Origin of the sequence: Lederbergia citri, from assembly GCF_018343625.1 — a bacterium.
Classification (GTDB): Bacteria; Bacillota; Bacilli; order Bacillales; family Bacillaceae_C; genus Lederbergia; species Lederbergia citri.
This window is the reverse complement of the sequence record NZ_JAGYPG010000006.1, coordinates 42,640-58,959: the sequence shown is the minus strand read 5'-3', so window position 1 is coordinate 58,959 and position 16,320 is coordinate 42,640. Positions and strand designations below refer to the sequence as shown.

28 protein-coding genes and 1 pseudogene are annotated in these 16,320 nt (G+C 41.0%); 2 read left to right on the top strand and 27 right to left on the bottom strand.

Going from position 1 to position 16,320, the window contains the following annotated elements:
- Positions 1-13 precede the first annotated feature (13 nt).
- Positions 14-904 (top strand): LysR family transcriptional regulator, encoded by an 891-nt coding sequence (locus KHA97_RS22945; RefSeq protein ID WP_213127131.1) that lies wholly within the window; start codon positions 14-16, stop codon positions 902-904.
- An 18-nt stretch (positions 905-922) separates the two neighbouring features.
- Positions 923-1,123: pseudogene (locus KHA97_RS22940) on the top strand (nitronate monooxygenase); the annotation flags it as partial.
- A gap of 82 nt (positions 1,124-1,205) precedes the next feature.
- Here KHA97_RS22940 and rpsI read toward each other — a convergent pair.
- The 27 genes from rpsI to rpsQ form a co-directional block, all read right to left on the bottom strand.
- Positions 1,206-1,598, bottom strand: a complete 393-nt coding sequence (gene rpsI, locus KHA97_RS22935) for a 30S ribosomal protein S9 (protein WP_213127129.1) — start codon at positions 1,596-1,598, stop codon at positions 1,206-1,208.
- A gap of 20 nt (positions 1,599-1,618) precedes the next feature.
- Complete coding sequence (rplM, locus tag KHA97_RS22930; protein ID WP_213112040.1) at positions 1,619-2,056, bottom strand: 50S ribosomal protein L13; 438 nt, start codon at positions 2,054-2,056, stop codon at positions 1,619-1,621.
- A gap of 507 nt (positions 2,057-2,563) precedes the next feature.
- On the bottom strand, positions 2,564-3,301 hold the full coding sequence (gene truA, locus KHA97_RS22925; RefSeq protein WP_213127128.1) for a tRNA pseudouridine(38-40) synthase TruA: 738 nt from the start codon (positions 3,299-3,301) through the stop codon (positions 2,564-2,566).
- 16 nt (positions 3,302-3,317) lie between these two features.
- The gene (locus tag KHA97_RS22920; RefSeq protein WP_213127127.1) at positions 3,318-4,115 is read right to left on the bottom strand and encodes an energy-coupling factor transporter transmembrane component T family protein; all 798 of its coding nucleotides are present in this window, start codon (positions 4,113-4,115) and stop codon (positions 3,318-3,320) included.
- The gene (locus KHA97_RS22915; protein ID WP_213127126.1) at positions 4,112-4,981 is read right to left on the bottom strand and encodes an energy-coupling factor ABC transporter ATP-binding protein; all 870 of its coding nucleotides are present in this window, start codon (positions 4,979-4,981) and stop codon (positions 4,112-4,114) included. Before KHA97_RS22915 ends, KHA97_RS22920 begins: the two co-directional genes overlap by 4 nt.
- A complete protein-coding gene (locus tag KHA97_RS22910) occupies positions 4,957-5,796 on the bottom strand; it encodes an energy-coupling factor ABC transporter ATP-binding protein (protein ID WP_213127125.1) in 840 nt (279 codons plus the stop codon). Before KHA97_RS22910 ends, KHA97_RS22915 begins: the two co-directional genes overlap by 25 nt.
- A gap of 314 nt (positions 5,797-6,110) precedes the next feature.
- Positions 6,111-6,473: a 50S ribosomal protein L17 gene (gene rplQ / locus KHA97_RS22905; RefSeq protein ID WP_213127124.1), complete on the bottom strand. Its 363-nt coding sequence runs from the start codon at positions 6,471-6,473 to the stop codon at positions 6,111-6,113.
- A gap of 76 nt (positions 6,474-6,549) precedes the next feature.
- Positions 6,550-7,494, bottom strand: a complete 945-nt coding sequence (locus KHA97_RS22900) for a DNA-directed RNA polymerase subunit alpha (RefSeq protein ID WP_213127123.1) — start codon at positions 7,492-7,494, stop codon at positions 6,550-6,552.
- 170 nt (positions 7,495-7,664) lie between these two features.
- Positions 7,665-8,054, bottom strand: coding sequence for a 30S ribosomal protein S11 (rpsK, locus tag KHA97_RS22895; protein ID WP_213127122.1), 390 nt, complete (start codon positions 8,052-8,054; stop codon positions 7,665-7,667).
- Between the two features lie 25 nt (positions 8,055-8,079).
- Entirely contained in the window at positions 8,080-8,445 is a 366-nt protein-coding gene (gene rpsM, locus KHA97_RS22890) for a 30S ribosomal protein S13 (RefSeq protein WP_213127121.1), read from the bottom strand.
- A gap of 20 nt (positions 8,446-8,465) precedes the next feature.
- The gene (gene rpmJ, locus KHA97_RS22885; RefSeq protein WP_213112031.1) at positions 8,466-8,579 is read right to left on the bottom strand and encodes a 50S ribosomal protein L36; all 114 of its coding nucleotides are present in this window, start codon (positions 8,577-8,579) and stop codon (positions 8,466-8,468) included.
- A gap of 36 nt (positions 8,580-8,615) precedes the next feature.
- Complete coding sequence (gene infA, locus KHA97_RS22880; RefSeq protein WP_207521113.1) at positions 8,616-8,834, bottom strand: translation initiation factor IF-1; 219 nt, start codon at positions 8,832-8,834, stop codon at positions 8,616-8,618.
- Positions 8,812-9,147 carry a KOW domain-containing RNA-binding protein gene (locus tag KHA97_RS22875; RefSeq protein WP_213127120.1) on the bottom strand — a complete coding sequence of 112 codons (336 nt, stop codon included), beginning with the start codon at positions 9,145-9,147 and terminating at the stop codon, positions 8,812-8,814. Before KHA97_RS22875 ends, infA begins: the two co-directional genes overlap by 23 nt.
- Before the next feature lie 15 nt (positions 9,148-9,162).
- Positions 9,163-9,909 (bottom strand): type I methionyl aminopeptidase, encoded by a 747-nt coding sequence (map, locus tag KHA97_RS22870; RefSeq protein WP_213127119.1) that lies wholly within the window; start codon positions 9,907-9,909, stop codon positions 9,163-9,165.
- Complete coding sequence (locus tag KHA97_RS22865; protein ID WP_213127118.1) at positions 9,909-10,559, bottom strand: adenylate kinase; 651 nt, start codon at positions 10,557-10,559, stop codon at positions 9,909-9,911. The genes map and KHA97_RS22865 overlap by 1 nt, the downstream gene beginning before the upstream one ends.
- A gap of 64 nt (positions 10,560-10,623) precedes the next feature.
- Complete coding sequence (secY, locus tag KHA97_RS22860; RefSeq protein WP_213127117.1) at positions 10,624-11,916, bottom strand: preprotein translocase subunit SecY; 1,293 nt, start codon at positions 11,914-11,916, stop codon at positions 10,624-10,626.
- Between the two features lie 3 nt (positions 11,917-11,919).
- Positions 11,920-12,360, bottom strand: coding sequence for a 50S ribosomal protein L15 (gene rplO / locus KHA97_RS22855; protein ID WP_213127116.1), 441 nt, complete (start codon positions 12,358-12,360; stop codon positions 11,920-11,922).
- A 30-nt stretch (positions 12,361-12,390) separates the two neighbouring features.
- The gene (gene rpmD / locus KHA97_RS22850; protein ID WP_213127114.1) at positions 12,391-12,573 is read right to left on the bottom strand and encodes a 50S ribosomal protein L30; all 183 of its coding nucleotides are present in this window, start codon (positions 12,571-12,573) and stop codon (positions 12,391-12,393) included.
- Positions 12,574-12,586: 13 nt separating this feature from the next.
- Positions 12,587-13,087 (bottom strand): 30S ribosomal protein S5, encoded by a 501-nt coding sequence (gene rpsE / locus KHA97_RS22845; protein ID WP_213127113.1) that lies wholly within the window; start codon positions 13,085-13,087, stop codon positions 12,587-12,589.
- Positions 13,088-13,109: 22 nt separating this feature from the next.
- Positions 13,110-13,472: a 50S ribosomal protein L18 gene (gene rplR / locus KHA97_RS22840; RefSeq protein WP_213127112.1), complete on the bottom strand. Its 363-nt coding sequence runs from the start codon at positions 13,470-13,472 to the stop codon at positions 13,110-13,112.
- 35 nt (positions 13,473-13,507) lie between these two features.
- Entirely contained in the window at positions 13,508-14,044 is a 537-nt protein-coding gene (rplF, locus tag KHA97_RS22835) for a 50S ribosomal protein L6 (protein WP_213127111.1), read from the bottom strand.
- Between the two features lie 30 nt (positions 14,045-14,074).
- A complete protein-coding gene (rpsH, locus tag KHA97_RS22830; protein ID WP_213127110.1) occupies positions 14,075-14,473 on the bottom strand; it encodes a 30S ribosomal protein S8 in 399 nt (132 codons plus the stop codon).
- A 28-nt stretch (positions 14,474-14,501) separates the two neighbouring features.
- Positions 14,502-14,687, bottom strand: coding sequence for a 30S ribosomal protein S14 (rpsN, locus tag KHA97_RS22825; RefSeq protein WP_057985563.1), 186 nt, complete (start codon positions 14,685-14,687; stop codon positions 14,502-14,504).
- A gap of 24 nt (positions 14,688-14,711) precedes the next feature.
- Positions 14,712-15,251 carry a 50S ribosomal protein L5 gene (rplE, locus tag KHA97_RS22820; RefSeq protein WP_213127109.1) on the bottom strand — a complete coding sequence of 180 codons (540 nt, stop codon included), beginning with the start codon at positions 15,249-15,251 and terminating at the stop codon, positions 14,712-14,714.
- Positions 15,252-15,277: 26 nt separating this feature from the next.
- On the bottom strand, positions 15,278-15,589 hold the full coding sequence (rplX, locus tag KHA97_RS22815) for a 50S ribosomal protein L24 (RefSeq protein WP_213127108.1): 312 nt from the start codon (positions 15,587-15,589) through the stop codon (positions 15,278-15,280).
- A gap of 36 nt (positions 15,590-15,625) precedes the next feature.
- Entirely contained in the window at positions 15,626-15,994 is a 369-nt protein-coding gene (gene rplN, locus KHA97_RS22810) for a 50S ribosomal protein L14 (protein WP_213112017.1), read from the bottom strand.
- Positions 15,995-16,037: 43 nt separating this feature from the next.
- Entirely contained in the window at positions 16,038-16,301 is a 264-nt protein-coding gene (rpsQ, locus tag KHA97_RS22805; RefSeq protein ID WP_213127107.1) for a 30S ribosomal protein S17, read from the bottom strand.
- Positions 16,302-16,320: the final 19 nt, after the last annotated feature.

Below are 16,320 nucleotides of genomic sequence, written 5' to 3'. Positions count from 1 at the left end.
ACAGGAGGCCGCTATGTATAACCATCAGCTTGACACGTTCATCAGAATTGCCGACGCCGGCAGCTTCGGAAAAGCCGCCGAGTCTCTATATGTTTCTGCTCCCGCCATCATTCAGCAGATAAATCTACTAGAAGAACGCTGTGGCTTCAAATTGTTTCGTCGCTCCAATCATGGAGTAAAACTTACCCCTGCCGGTAAGTCTCTCTATAAAGACGCGCAGGCCATCATCAAGCTATCTGAGAACGCCTTAGACAAGGCACGGCATTTAGCAAAATCCGCTGAAAGCACTATTCGGATTGGAACTTCCCTGCTGTTCAAATGCAGATTGCTGCCTGACATATGCTCAAAAATTAGCGAGCTTCATCCCGAACTGAAGTTTGAAATTCCTTCACTGTCAGAGCAACTGACCCGGGACAACGATTTTTCCGATATTGGCGTCAAGTTTGACATACTGGAAGGTATAAACTGTACCATCAGTTGGAAAGGGCTATGCAATTTTCTTGAACTCATGCGCACACCTATATGCTGCGCGGTCGCAAAGGAGCACCCCTTGGCCCATCGGGATATACTGAAAATGGATGATTTAAACGGTGAATGTCTGGTTATGCCTATACAGAATGTGTCAAAAGAACTTGATGGGTTTCGGAGGGAGATAAAACGTAATTTTCCTGCTACGCGCATTATAGATTCTCCATATTTCGGGTTAGATACTTTTACCTTTTGTGAGATGAATCCGTATATTTTGATTACGCAACCTGTATATTCCGATATTCATACTAATCTAGTGACAATCCCGCTTAATACGGAATACACTCTGCCATATGGCTTGATTTACGCCAATGAGCCGACTATGGCAACCTCAAAATTTATTGATTTGGTTAAGCGAGTGAAAGAAGCGGAGTAAGTAGTATTTATGCGACCCTTAGGAGCGAAGGGATTACAAATGGGTACGGCTTTCTTGACTTGTATGGAAAGTGGAACGAATAAGGTGCATAAAGAAGTAATTCTTAATGCTAACGAAGACCGATCATTTTCAGGTAAATGGGCAAGAGGAATTAAAAATAAATTTATTTTAGAAATGCAGAAACATGAAACACTTTTACCCAATTTTCCTGTTCAAAATACAAAATGTGGTCAAAAGCTATTTTCGTGCATAAAAAAGACCCCCAAACCGAATGGTCTGAGAGCCTCGAAGTATTGATATATTAACGTTTTGAGAACTGTGGTGCACGACGTGCGCCTTTAAGTCCATATTTTTTACGCTCTTTCATACGTGGGTCACGAGTAAGTAGACCTGCACGCTTAAGTGTTCCACGGTATTCAGGATCTGCTTCAAGCAATGCGCGAGCGATTCCGTGACGGATAGCTCCTGCTTGACCTGTATAACCGCCGCCTTTTACAGAAACAAGTACGTTGTAGTTTCCTACTGTTTCAGTAGCTGTAAGTGGCTGTTTAATAACTTCGCGTAAAGCTGCGAATGGAATATAGTCTTCTACTTCACGATCGTTAATAATGATACGGCCTTCGCCTGGTACTAAACGTACGCGGGCAACAGAGCTTTTACGGCGACCTGTACCATAGTATTGAACTTGTGCCAATATAATGCCCTCCCTTTAATTTACCCGCGAAGCTCGTATACTTCCGGTTTTTGTGCTTGATGTGGATGTTCAGATCCAGCGTATACGTGCAATTTTTTACCCATTTGACGTCCTAAAGATCCTTTAGGAAGCATGCCCTTGATAGCTAGCTCAAGCATTTTTGTTGGATATTTTGCACGCATTTCTCCAGCAGTTCTAGTTTTCAATCCGCCAGCAAATCCTGAGTGGCGGTAGTAGATTTTGTCAGATAATTTCTTACCAGTCAATTCGATTTTATCAGCATTAATAAGGATTACGTGATCGCCAGTATCAACATGTGGCGTGAAAGTTGGTTTATGTTTGCCGCGCAAAATGGACGCTACTTCTGATGCAAGACGACCAAGAGTTTTGCCTTCAGCGTCTACAACGTACCATTTACGTTCGATTTCACTGGCTTTAGCCATATACGTAGTACGCATTTGTTACCCTCCCAAATTTATCAAAATTCCAAGTTCGTATTTATTTCAATCACAATAAGATTCCGGGGCTTATCGTGGGGTTAAAAACAATACCATAGGATATAATACCGTTTTTGACAAGCAAAGTCAAGAAATTTTTGAACACCAGGTGAAGTTGTTTCGTCATAAATAGATAATTTCTGATGTCGTGCAATTTTTTAATGTTCTCATGCAACTCTCTGAATGAGAACTTTTGTGTTTAGGAAATTGTTAGCTTAGGACCTCAATCACGGTATTGAGACCTTTTGATTCGTGGAAATTGCTATCCAAGCACCTCAATATCGCTATTAAGACCTTTCAAGTCGTGGAAATCACTGACCAAGCACCTCAAAATCGCTATTGAGACCTTTAGCGCCGTGGGAATCCCCGGCCAATTACCTCAATCGTGCTATTAAGACCTTTAACGCCGTTGAAACCGCCGCTCAAGTACCTCAATCGCGCTACTATTGTAGAAAAAAAGAACCAAAGTTAATAATAAACTTCCCACAAATACAGACCTTCAGCGGGAGCCGTTTTGCCTGCAAGAGTACGATCGCGACCAGCGAGAATTGCCGGGATGCTTTCAACTTCGATCTTCCCTGTTCCGACATCAAGCATTGTTCCTACCATAATCCTCACCATATTATACAGAAAACCATTCCCCGTAAATGTAAACACGATCTCATCATCTTTCTGCTCTATGCTAATCTTGGATACGGTTCTTACTTTATTATCCATATCTGTTTTCGCGGAGCAAAAGCTTGTGTAATCATGAGTTCCAATCAAACATTCGGAAGCTTTTTTCACTTTCTCGATATCCAATTTATATGGATGGTGAGCTGCATAATGACGCTTAAACGGATCGCGAACAGAGCCTGTATATACGACATATTTATACGTTTTACCGCTTGCATCGAAACGAGCGTGAAAATCTGAAGAAACAGAGTCGACTTGCATTAGCGAAATGTCTCCCGGCAACAAACCATTCAATGCTTTTACCCAGCGCTCTGAAGGAAGTTGTAGCGTCGAATCAAAATGGATGACTTGTCCTTTCGCATGGACACCTGCATCCGTACGACCGGAAGCAACGATACTTACCTCTGCTCCTTTATGCATTTTTCCAAGTGCCTTTTCGAGCTCTTCTTGGACTGTTCTACCATTAGGCTGAATTTGATATCCTGAAAAACCCGATCCATCGTAAGCGACTATCCCTTTGTAACGCTTCATGTTTTTCAATCCTTCATCATGACCTTATAAAGATTAGCAATACCGTTAGTAGAATCAAGATGCAGGCCGCAGCCGTGTCTGGCACGCTCCAAGTTAACAGTCGATATTTTGTTCGACCTTCCCCACCGCGGTATCCTCTAGCTTCCATAGCTGTTGCCAATTCTTCCGCCCGCTTAAATGCACTCACAAAGAGAGGAATAAGCAACGGAATAACCGCTTTAATTCTTTCCTTGAAAGGTCCGCCTGAAAAATCGACACCTCTAGCCATTTGTGCCTTCATAATTTTATCCGTTTCATCCATTAAAGTCGGGATAAAGCGAAGAGAAATGGACATCATCAACGCTAGCTCGTGAACAGGAAACCTTACTTTTTTCAATGGATTCAGTAGACTTTCAATTCCATCCGTCAACGTAATTGGCGTTGTCGTTAATGTTAATAAGGATGTGACAAATACGAGTAAAGTAAACCTTAAAGAAATAAAAATTGCTAAACGCAGACCTTCTTCATAAATATTGATAAAACCTAATGAAAATATAACCGGTCCTTCTTTATTGAAAAATATTTGCAAGAAAAACGTAAAAATCACGAGAATGAGAACTGGCTTCAGACCATTAATTAGAAATTTAAGATTGATATTAGCCAATAAAATGATCAATCCTACAAATAGGACTAGTAAGCTATACGTATAAACATTATTTGCAAGAAAAATAATACATATAAAGCCAAAAACGAACAATAACTTTGAACGTGGGTCAAGGCGGTGGAGAATCGAGTTCCCAGGAATATAGCGGCCCAAAATCATTTTCTCCATCATAGCGATTCACCTCGCCCTTGCATATCCTTTAAAGCCTCGGAAAGTTCTTCAATCGTTAAACAAGTCTTCCCTATTTTTCTATCCATCTTTCGTTCGAGATTATATTGAAACTTAACAACATCAGGAACATCTAATCCTAGTTCCAATAATTCCTCGGGATTGGAAAAAATTGTACGCGGATCTGCAGTTCTTTTTACTTGTCCACGATGCATAATGAGAATCTCGTCCGCATATTTAGCAGCATCTTCCATACTATGCGTTACTAGTATAGTAGATAAGCCTTTTTGTTTATGCAATCGATAAAACATGTCCATAATTTCAGTGCGGCCCCTTGGATCTAAGCCTGCTGTTGGCTCGTCTAATACAAGTACCTCAGGCTCCATCGCAAGCACACCAGCGATCGCTACACGGCGCATCTGGCCACCTGACAAATCGAAAGGAGACTTTTGCAGTACCTCTTCTGGGAGACCAACTTCAACAATTAACTCTCTCGCCCTACGCTTCGCTTCTTCCTCGGGAACTCCGAAATTCATTGGACCAAAACAAATATCTTTTTCGACCGTTTCATCAAATAGCTGGTGTTCAGGAAATTGGAAAACAATGCCTACTTTTTGCCGAATGGGTCTCAGGTTTTTTTCTTTTTTCCCTGCATCAATGACTCGATCCCCGATTTGGACCTTGCCTTTTGTTGGCCTTAACAGAGCATTTAAATGTTGGAGAACCGTCGATTTTCCGGAACCAGTATGACCAATTAATGCCATGAATGTGCCATGCGGTATAGATATATTGACGTCATGAATGGCAAGACGTTCAAACGGTGTATTTATCTGGTATTTATATTCTACATCTTGAAGTGTAATGTCCATAACTCATTCACCAACTCTGCATCTGTCAAATAGTTTCGGGGAATCTCAAACCCTTTTTCCCTTAAAGCTTTCGCCATTTTAATCGGAAACGGGATGTCGAGGCCAAGTTTAATTAGTTCTTCTTCAAGGTGAAAGATTTCATCCGGGGTGCCTTCCGCATACACGTTACCTCTATTCATAACGACAATTCGGTCAGCCTGTGCCGCTTCTTCAAGGTCATGTGTAATCGAAATAACCGTTAAGCCTTGCTCGTCCTTCAACCCTCTAACAGTCTTTATGACTTCCTCTCGACCTAACGGATCAAGCATAGATGTTGCCTCATCAAGAATGATTACTTTTGGCTGCAGTGCGATTACTCCAGCAATCGCAACCCGTTGTTTTTGACCACCAGAAAGATGGTGTGGCTCTTGGTCAAGAAAATCAATCATTTTGACATGTTGTAAAGCTTGTTTTACACGTAGTAACATCTCTTCATGTGGAACGCCATTGTTCTCTAACCCAAAAGCCACATCATCTTGGACTGTTGCTCCGACAAATTGATTATCAGGATTTTGAAAAACCATCCCTACTAATTTGCGAATATCCCAAACCGTATCTTCAGATAAAGCTATATCATCAACCAATACGCTTCCGCTTTCAGGAAATTGCAGACCATTTAATATTTTGGCAAGTGTTGATTTTCCTGAGCCATTATGGCCGACAATCGCGAGCCATTCACCCTCAGTTACTGATATGGAAACATCGCTCAGAGCATACGATTCCTGACCTTCATATTTAAATGAAACATTATTAATTGAGATAACGGGTGAAGACATGTCTGCTCTCCTCTCAGCTCTGCTTGCTCAACTAAATAAAATATGTCTATAAATAGAAAAAAAGCCTGCACCTCACTCCAAGAAAGTTTCCAATCCTTCCTAGGATTGATTCAGAATAAGGGGAGGAGGCGCATTGAGCTAGACAGGATCACTTAATGGATGTGCAAGTTGCTTGCACTAACCAATAAAAACATAAGTGCCTATCGTAACACTCTTTTTAGCTTTATCATCTACGTTTATCAAAATGTTTCAGCGCTTTCGCTATCTATCAAAAGGGCAGATCTTTACGCCCTGCCCTTTCAATAAAAAATGTATTATACCAACTCGATAACAACCATTGGAGCACCATCACCGCGACGTGGTCCAAGTTTCATGATACGAGTGTATCCGCCTTGGCGTTCCGCATAACGTGGAGCGATATCGGCAAATAGTTTTTGAACAGCATCCTGGTTAGTTTCAGCATTCGCTACTTCATTACGGATGAATGCAGCTGCTTGACGACGTGCATGCAAGTCACCACGTTTTCCAAGAGTGATCATTTTCTCTACAACTGAGCGAAGTTCTTTCGCACGCGCTTCAGTTGTTTCAATGCGTTCGCTAATAATTAAATCCGTTGCTAAGTCACGAAGCATCGCTTTACGTTGAGAGCTCGTACGTCCTAATTTTCTATAAGACATCAAGTTTCCCTCCTTCGTTGATAATATTTATATACGTTCAAGCATTTTAGAGGTTGGTAGACCTTTATTCAGGAGGTCAGTCATCTTTACGAAGTCCAAGACCAAGATCTTCTAATTTGGCTTTTACTTCTTCCAATGATTTTCTTCCTAAATTACGAACTTTCATCATATCTTCCTCTGTCTTATTAGCCAGTTCTTGGACCGTATTGATCCCCGCGCGCTTTAGGCAGTTATAAGAACGAACAGAAAGATCGAGCTCTTCAATAGTCATTTCAAGAACTTTTTCTTTTTGATCTTCTTCTTTTTCTACCATAATTTCTGCATGCTGAGCTTCATCAGTTAATCCAACGAAGATATTCAGATGTTCTGTCAAAATTTTTGCACCTAAAGAAATAGCTTCTTTTGGTCCGATGCTTCCATCTGTCCATACATCCAGCGAAAGCTTGTCATAGTTAGTCATTTGTCCTACACGTGTATTTTCAACTTGATAGTTTACACGTGATACCGGAGTATAGATTGAATCAATTGGAATGACACCGATTGGTAGGTCATCTCTTTTGTTTAGATCAGCTGGCGTATATCCGCGGCCGCGTTTAGCAGACATGCGTAAACGGAAATTTGCATTTTCGCTTAATGTAGCAATGTGTAAATCTGGATTTAAAATTTCAACATCACTGTCATGCATAATGTCAGACGCTTTTACGACGCCTTCACCTTGCACATCTATTTCTAAAGTCTTTTCCTCGTCAGAATAAACCTTCAAAGCTAGTTTCTTTATGTTTAGGATGATAGAGGTGACATCTTCGACAACACCCTCTATTGTTGAAAATTCATGTTGTACACCTTCCACTTGGATAGATGTTACGGCAGCACCAGGTAGAGAGGATAGTAGGATACGACGCAAGGAGTTACCCAAAGTTGTACCATACCCACGCTCAAGTGGTTCTACAACGAACTTTCCATATTTAGCATCATCGCTGATCTCAATCGTTTCAATTTTCGGCTTTTCCATTTCGATCATTCAAATATACCCTCCTTCAAAACGTCGAAATCTCGGAGTGTATTTTCCCGAAATTCCCCTTGTTACATTACCATTTGTGCAACAACTGGATGAAGAATTGATTCCTTACGAGCATAAATTACAATATTCTCCCATTATAACCAAGGAATATCAATGTTATACAAGAATCATTATACACGACGACGTTTTGGCGGACGGCATCCGTTATGTGGAACAGGAGTAACGTCTCTAATCGCTGTAACTTCTAGTCCTGCAGCTTGTAAAGCGCGGATTGCAGCTTCACGTCCTGCACCAGGGCCTTTTACTGTTACTTCTAGAGTTCTCATTCCATGTTCAATAGACGTCTTAGCAGCTGTTTCTGCAGCCATTTGCGCAGCGTATGGTGTAGATTTACGTGAACCTTTAAAACCAAGCGCTCCCGCAGAAGACCAAGAGATAGCATTACCTTGTGAATCAGTGATTGTTACGATTGTATTGTTAAACGTAGAACGAATGTGTGCAATACCAGTTTCAATATTCTTTTTCACACGACGTTTACGAGTATTAGTTTTACGTGCCATGTTAGTATGTTACCTCCCTTACTTATTATTTTTTCTTACCTGCTACAGTTTTACGAGGGCCTTTACGAGTACGAGCATTGTTTTTCGTGTTTTGCCCGCGAACAGGAAGACCACGACGATGACGAAGGCCACGGTATGAACCGATTTCCATTAAACGTTTAATGTTTAAGGAAACTTCACGGCGAAGGTCACCTTCAACTTTAAGTCTGTCAATGATATCACGGATTTTTCCAAGTTCGTCATCAGTAAGATCGCGAACGCGTGTATCTTCTGAAACACCCGCTTCAGCAAGAACTTTAGAAGCAGTATTTTTACCGATTCCATAAATATATGTTAAAGAAATGACTACACGTTTTTCACGTGGAATGTCTACACCAGCAATACGTGCCATAAATATTGCGCACCTCCTTCTTATCCTTGTTTTTGTTTATGTCTTGGGTTTTCACAAATCACCATTACTTTGCCTTTTCTGCGTATTACTTTGCACTTTTCGCAGATTGGCTTAACTGATGGTCTGACTTTCATTTTTTATAACCTCCTTAATAGTCCGGAGTGCCAAGTTTATTTAAAACGATATGTGATTCTTCCGCGTGTCAAGTCATACGGAGAAAGTTCCACCGTTACTTTATCGCCAGGAAGGATACGAATAAAATGCATGCGGATTTTACCTGATACGTGGGCAAGCACCGTATGGCCATTTTCTAATTCTACTTTAAACATTGCGTTAGGCAAAGTGTCAACAACCGTTCCTTCAACTTCAATTACATCTTCTTTCGCCATCTAAGCTATCTCCCTTCTCTAAAACATCCAGTTCCTCTTCTACAAATTTACCAAGTGCCCATCTAAGTTTCCCGTTTGTGACTCTACCTGCTTCTATTAAACTGTTTCGAACTTCCATTGAAACATAGTCGTAACACGTTAGATGTTGGATGTTCTTCTTTTTTGGACTATCGAATTTTCTTTTATCCCCATCCGCAATTAGAACGAATCGTTCATCGATGTGTCGGATAATAACCGCGAATTGTCCTGCGTCTCGTCCCTTATTGATAAGCACAATTTGACCTATACGGGGGGTCGAATCAGACTCATTCAACCAGATCACCTACGCTTAAATTCTTGTTAAAATCTCATAACCAGTTTCTGTGATGGCTATCGTGTGCTCAAAATGCGCGCACATTTTTCCATCTACTGTGACAACAGTCCAATTATCCGCTAAAGTTCTCACATAGCGGCTGCCTGCATTTACCATAGGTTCAATGCAAAGCACCATTCCGGGTTTTAAACGTGGGCCTTTATTCGGCGGACCGTAATGAGGAATTTGCGGATCCTCATGTAAATTCTGGCCAATTCCATGTCCTACATATTCTCGGACAATTGAAAAACCATTGGATTCTACAAATGTTTGAATCGCATAAGATATATTAGAAAGACGTACACTCGGCTTTGCCTCTTCTAAGCCAAGATAGAGAGATTTTTCTGTGACGTCGAGAAGTGATTGTGTTTCCTCATCAATGTTTCCGACAGGATACGTCCAAGCTGAATCACCATGGTAGCCGTTATATTTAGCTCCAATATCAAGGCTGATAATGTCGCCGTCTTTTAAAACTCGATTCCCAGGGATTCCGTGAACAAGTTCCTCATTGACGGACGCACACACGCTGCCGGGAAAACCGTTGTAACCTTTGAAAGAAGGAATTGCATCGTGACGAGCAATGAACCTTTCCGCAATGGCATCGAGTTCTTTTGTTGTAATGCCTGGCTGAATATGCTTTTGTAGCTCTTGATGAGTCAATGCAACAATTCTGCCAGCCTCTCTCATGATTTCTATTTCACGAGGGGTTTTACAAATAATCATTATATCAAACCTTTTAGCAGTAAATCAATGTCCGAGAATACTTGATCGATATGTTGCTGGCCATTGATGTTTTTCAAATAACCTTTTCCTTGATAGAAATCAAGAAGCGGTTGAGTCTGCTTCATGTTAACTTCAAGGCGATTTTGAACCGTTTCTGCATTATCATCTGGGCGTTGATAAAGCTCTCCGCCACAGCGATCGCAAGTACCTGGTTCAGCAGGTGGATTAAATACTAGATGATAAGTAGCTCCACAGCTTTTGCAAATGCGTCTGCCTGTGAGGCGTTCCATCAAAATACTTTGATCCACTTGAATGTTAATGACATAATCTATTTTTTTGCCAAGTTCGACAAGAATATTTTCAAGAGCTTCTGCTTGAGCAACTGTTCTAGGAAAGCCATCTAATAGAAAGCCATTTTCACAATCGCTTTTACTTAACCGTTCACGGACAATGCCAATCGTTACTTCATCCGGAACGAGCTCGCCTTTATCCATAAAGGATTTGGCTTTTAATCCAAGTTCCGTACCTTCTTTCATGGCAGCGCGGAACATATCACCTGTAGAAATATGAGGTACCCCATATTTTTCTACAATTTTATCGGCCTGTGTGCCTTTACCAGCACCGGGAAGGCCCATTAGTACTAAATTCATCTGTACCGCCCCCAACATCTAAATGGGTTCAGGAACAATCTGCTTGTTCCTAAATCCATTTCGATTATTTAATGAAGCCTTTATAGTGACGCTTCACCAGCTGGGCTTCCAATTGTTTCATTGTTTCAAGTGCAACACCCACGACAATCAAGAGACTCGTTCCGCCAATTTGTGCGGATTGAGGCAGGCCTGCAAATTTAATGAAGAAGACAGGTAATATGGAGATACATGCCAAGAAAAGAGCACCTACAAACGTTAAACGATATAAAACTCTCGTCAAATATTCTTGAGTGTTTTTACCTGGTCTAATTCCCGGAATATATCCGCCTTGTTTCTTTAAATTTTCAGCTACTTGTTCAGGGTTGACTTGAACAAATGCATAGAAATATGTGAAAGCGATGATGAGCGCAAAATAAATCACCATTCCAATTGGTTTCGTATGATCGAAAATATATTGAATGGTGCTAGCTACATCACCGGAGCCAAAAAAAGTGGCGATCGTCTGCGGAGTCACCATAAATGCGCTGGCAAAAATAACCGGAATAACTCCAGCTGCATTAACTTTCAATGGTAAGTGTGTATTATGTCCTCCAACCGGGCTGCGTCCATCCATTCGTTTTGCATACTGAATAGGAATTTTACGCAGTGCTTGTTGAACAAAAACAACACCTACTATGATTGCTACGATAGCAAGAACAATAAGCAGCATAATTACAATTTTTAAGAAAAGCTGCTCTCCTGCACCTTGAAACTGCTGGGCATAAATCTGGTTTACTGCGCTAGGAATACCTGCAACAATCCCTGCAAAGATGATAATGGAGATTCCGTTGCCGACACCTTTAGATGTAATTTCTTCCCCGAGCCACATTAGAAAGGCTGTTCCTGCTGTAAGCACGATGGCAATTACTACATAAGTGCCTACACTCGGGTTTTTGATGAGCTGCAAACCTGTCATTCGGTTGAAACCAAACGACATACCTACTGCTTGAATCAAAGCGAGAACAATGGTGAAGTAACGCGTAAATTGAGCTAATTTACGTCTACCCATTTCACCTTGTTTGGACCATTCCGTGAATTTTGGTACGACATCCATTTGTAAAAGCTGAACAATGATGGATGCAGTAATGTATGGCATAATCCCCATAGCAAAAATGGAGAAGTTTTTAAGTGCCCCACCGCCAAAAATATTCATGAAGCCAAACAAACTTGCCTGATCTTGCATTTGAAGTACTTTAGCATCTACGTTTGGAACAGGTATAAAAGCACCTAAACGAAATACAACTAACATTAACAAGGTGAATAGAATTTTCTTCCTAATATCACCTACGCGCATAAAATTGGAGATTGTCCGAAACATTAATTAAATCACCTCAGTTTTACCGCCGGCAGCTTCAATCGCCTCTTTAGCAGCAGAGGAGAATTTGTTCGCTTTTACAGTAAGCTTTTTCTCGATGTTGCCGTTAGCAAGAATTTTTATTCCCGATTTTTCGTTGCGTACAACACCAGTTTCAATCAGAAGTTCTGGAGTTACTTCTGTACCGTCTTCAAAGCGATTTAATGCATCAAGGTTTACAATAGCAAAGTCCTTGCGGTTGATATTTGTAAAACCGCGCTTTGGTAAACGTTGGAATAATGGTGTTTGACCACCTTCAAAACCAAGACGTGTACCGCCGCCAGAACGTGCGTTTTGACCTTTATGGCCCTTACCAGCAGTTTTTCCATTGCCTGAACCGATGCCTCGCCCAACACGGTTGCGCTCTTTACGGGATCCTTCAGCAGGTTTTAGCTCATGAAGTTTCATAGTTGGCACCTCCTTAATTTTCGAAATAGATTACTGCTCTTTTACAGTGACAAGATGGGAAACTTTATTGATCATTCCGCGAATTGCTTCAGTGTCATTATGTTCAACTGTTTGATGCAATTTGCGAAGTCCGAGTGCCTTGACTGTTTCGCGTTGGCCTTCAGTACGGCCAATTAAGCTCTTAGTGAGGGTAATTGCTAATTTATTCGCCATGTGATTCCCCTCCTTAACCTAATAGTTCTTCTACTGTTTTATTACGTAATTTCGCTACGTCCTCAGCACGTTTTAAATTTTTAATTCCTTCGATTGTTGCACGAACCATATTGATGGGCGTGCTGGAACCAAGTGATTTGGAAGTAATATCGGAAATACCTGCAAGTTCAAGCACCGCACGAACCGGTCCACCTGCAATTACTCCTGTACCTTCACTAGCTGGTTTTAGTAAAATCTGACCGCCACCGAAACGTCCGATTACTTCATGAGGAATTGTTGTTCCTACGATAGGAGCTACGATGAGGTTTTTCTTTGCATCTTCAATCGCCTTGCGGATGGCATCTGGAACTTCTTGTGCCTTTCCTGTACCAAAACCGACATGGCCATTTTTATCACCGACAACGACTAGTGCTGTAAAACGGAAACGACGTCCACCCTTTACAACTTTCGCTACACGGTTTACTGTAACTACGCGTTCTTCAAGTTCAAGTTTGTTAGCATCGATTTGACGCATCTATTGTGTCCCTCCTTTTTGATTAGAATTCAAGGCCGTTTTCACGTGCTGCTTCTGCTAAAGCTTTCACACGTCCATGGTATAAGTAACCGCCACGGTCAAATACAACAACTTTATAGCCTTTTTCTACTGCACGCTTTGCGATTAATTCTCCAACTTTTTGAGCCGCTTCAACATTACCTGCAGACTCGATGTTCAAATCTTTATCAAGTGTAGAAGCGCTGGCCAACGTTACGCCTTTTTCATCATCGACCAATTGAGCGTAAATATTTTTATTGGAACGATATACATTTAATCGCGGACGCATTTCTGTTCCACTTAATTTAGAGCGTACGCGTGCATGTCTTTTTTGACGCACTTTGTTCTTATCTTGCTTAGTGATCATTTACGAGTCACTCCTTTCAAGTAGCCTAAGCGGCATTATTTACCAGTCTTACCTTCTTTACGACGAACTTTTTCACCTTCGTAACGAATTCCTTTACCTTTATATGGCTCAGGAGGACGTACAGCACGAATGTTCGAAGCAAGCGCTCCAACTTTTTCTTTGTTGTACCCCTTAACGATAATCTTTGTGTTCGCAGGAACTTCAATTTCAAGACCTGCTTCAGGTTCGAACTCAACAGGATGTGAATACCCTACGTTCAAAACAAGTTTATTTCCTTGCTTTTGTGCACGGTAACCTACCCCAACTAGTTCTAACGTTTTTTCGAAGCCTTTGGAAACTCCTTCTACCATGTTTGAGAGAAGGGAACGAGTTGTTCCATGAAGGGAACGATGTTCTTTTGCTTCTGAAGGACGAGCAACGTTAATCACGTTATCTTCTATATTAATTTGAATATCTGAATTAAAAGTAGTTGTTAATTCACCTTTAGGACCTTTTACAGTAACAGTAGAGTCATTCTTTGTCACTGTTACGCCTGCAGGGATTTCAATTGGTTTTTTCCCAATACGAGACATTTTCTTGCACCTCCGTTCTTCGAAAAAATATTACCAAACGTACGCTAGTACTTCTCCGCCAACTTGCTTCGCTCTTGCTTCTTTATCAGTCAATACACCTTGAGAAGTAGAGACAAGTGCGATACCAAGACCGTTAAGTACTTTTGGAACCTCGTTAGCTTTTGCATATACACGCAAACCTGGTTTGCTAATGCGCTTTAAGCCTGTAATTACTCGCTCATTATTAGCACCGTATTTTAAGAAAATACGAATGATGCCTTGCTTGTTGTCTTCGATAAATTCAACATCACGTACAAACCCTTCACGTTTAAGGATTTCAGCGATATCTTTTTTAATATTAGAAGCAGGAACTTCCAACTTCTCATGTCGGACCATATTCGCGTTGCGGATGCGTGTAAGCAAATCTGCAATTGGATCAGTCATAACCATTTATTTTACCTCCTTCCCAAATTCGGTCTTACCAGCTGGCTTTTTTAACGCCAGGAATTTGACCCTTATAAGCTAATTCACGGAAACAAATACGGCAAAGTTTAAATTTACGAATGACGGAATGTGGACGGCCGCAACGTTCGCAACGAGTGTATTCTTGCACTTTAAACTTTGGAGTACGTTTCTGCTTTACGATCATAGATTTTTTAGCCACGTTTTCGCCTCCCTTATTTAGCGATTACTTTTGGAACGGCATTCCAAATGCAGTCAGTAGTTCACGAGCTTCTTCGTCTGTATTCGCAGTAGTAACGATAACGATATCCATACCACGAACCTTGCTCACTTTATCATAATCAATTTCAGGGAAGATGAGTTGTTCTCTAACACCTAGTGTATAGTTTCCACGACCGTCGAATGCCTTTTTAGAGATTCCACGGAAGTCACGTACACGTGGAAGGGAAACAGAAACTAGTTTATCAAAAAACTCATACATACGCTCTCCGCGAAGAGTAACTTTTGCGCCGATAGGCATACCTTCACGTAAGCGGAATCCCGCGATTGAATTTTTTGCTCTTGTTACAACTGGTTTTTGACCTGTAATTAAGCTAAGTTCTTCAACAGCATTGTCCAAGACTTTTGCATTTTGTACAGCATCGCCAACTCCCATGTTGATAACGATTTTTTCAATTTTTGGTACTTCCATAATGGATTTATAATTGAACTTGCTCATAAGAGCAGGAGTTACTTCTTTTTGATATTTTTCCTTTAGGCGGTTCATGTAGTGTACCTCCCTTCATCTAAGAACTATTTATCTAATGCTACACCTGATTTTTTTGCTACACGGACTTTTTTGCCATTAACTACATCATAACCAACACGAGTTGGTTCATTTGTTTTTGGATCCAGCAACATCACATTGGAAACGTGGATAGCCGCTTCTTGAGTGATGATTCCACCTTGTGGATTATCTTGAGAAGGTTTTGAATGCTTTTTAACAATGTTCACACCTTCAACAAGCACACGGTCTTTTTTCGGGAAAGCAGCTAATACTGTTCCAGTTTTCCCTTTGTCTTTACCTGTGATGACCATTACTTTGTCACCTTTTTTGACATGCATTGAATCGCACCTCCTTGATTGGTGAATCTAAAATTATTAAAGAACTTCTGGTGCTAAAGATACGATTTTCATAAAGTTGTTATCACGAAGTTCACGAGCAACTGGTCCGAAGATACGAGTTCCGCGAGGAGCTTTGTCATCACGAATAATGACACATGCATTTTCATCGAACTTGATATAAGAACCATCCGCACGGCGAGCACCGCTTTTTGTACGTACGATAACAGCTTTTACTACATCACCTTTTTTGACAACGCCGCCTGGTGTTGCTTGTTTTACTGTACAAACGATAACATCGCCAATATTCGCAGTCTTACGGCCTGATCCGCCTAGGACTTTGATTGTTAAAACTTCACGGGCACCAGAGTTGTCAGCCACTTTTAAACGAGATTCTTGTTGAATCATCTAGTTTACCTCCCTTCGGAACACTTATTTCCGAAACAATTAATTAGATAATGACTGCTTTCTCAACAACCTCAAGTAAACGGAAACGTTTAGTTGCTGAAAGTGGACGAGTTTCCATGATGCGTACTACATCGCCAACTTTAGCTTCGTTTTGCTCATCATGAGCTTTGAATTTTTTAGAGTACTTTACGCGTTTGCCGTATAATGAATGCTTTTTGTACGTTTCAACCATAACAGTTACGGTTTTATCCATTTTGTCGGAAACAACGCGTCCTGTATAGACTTTACGCTGGTTGCGTTCACTCATTTCGCAAACCTCCTCTCCG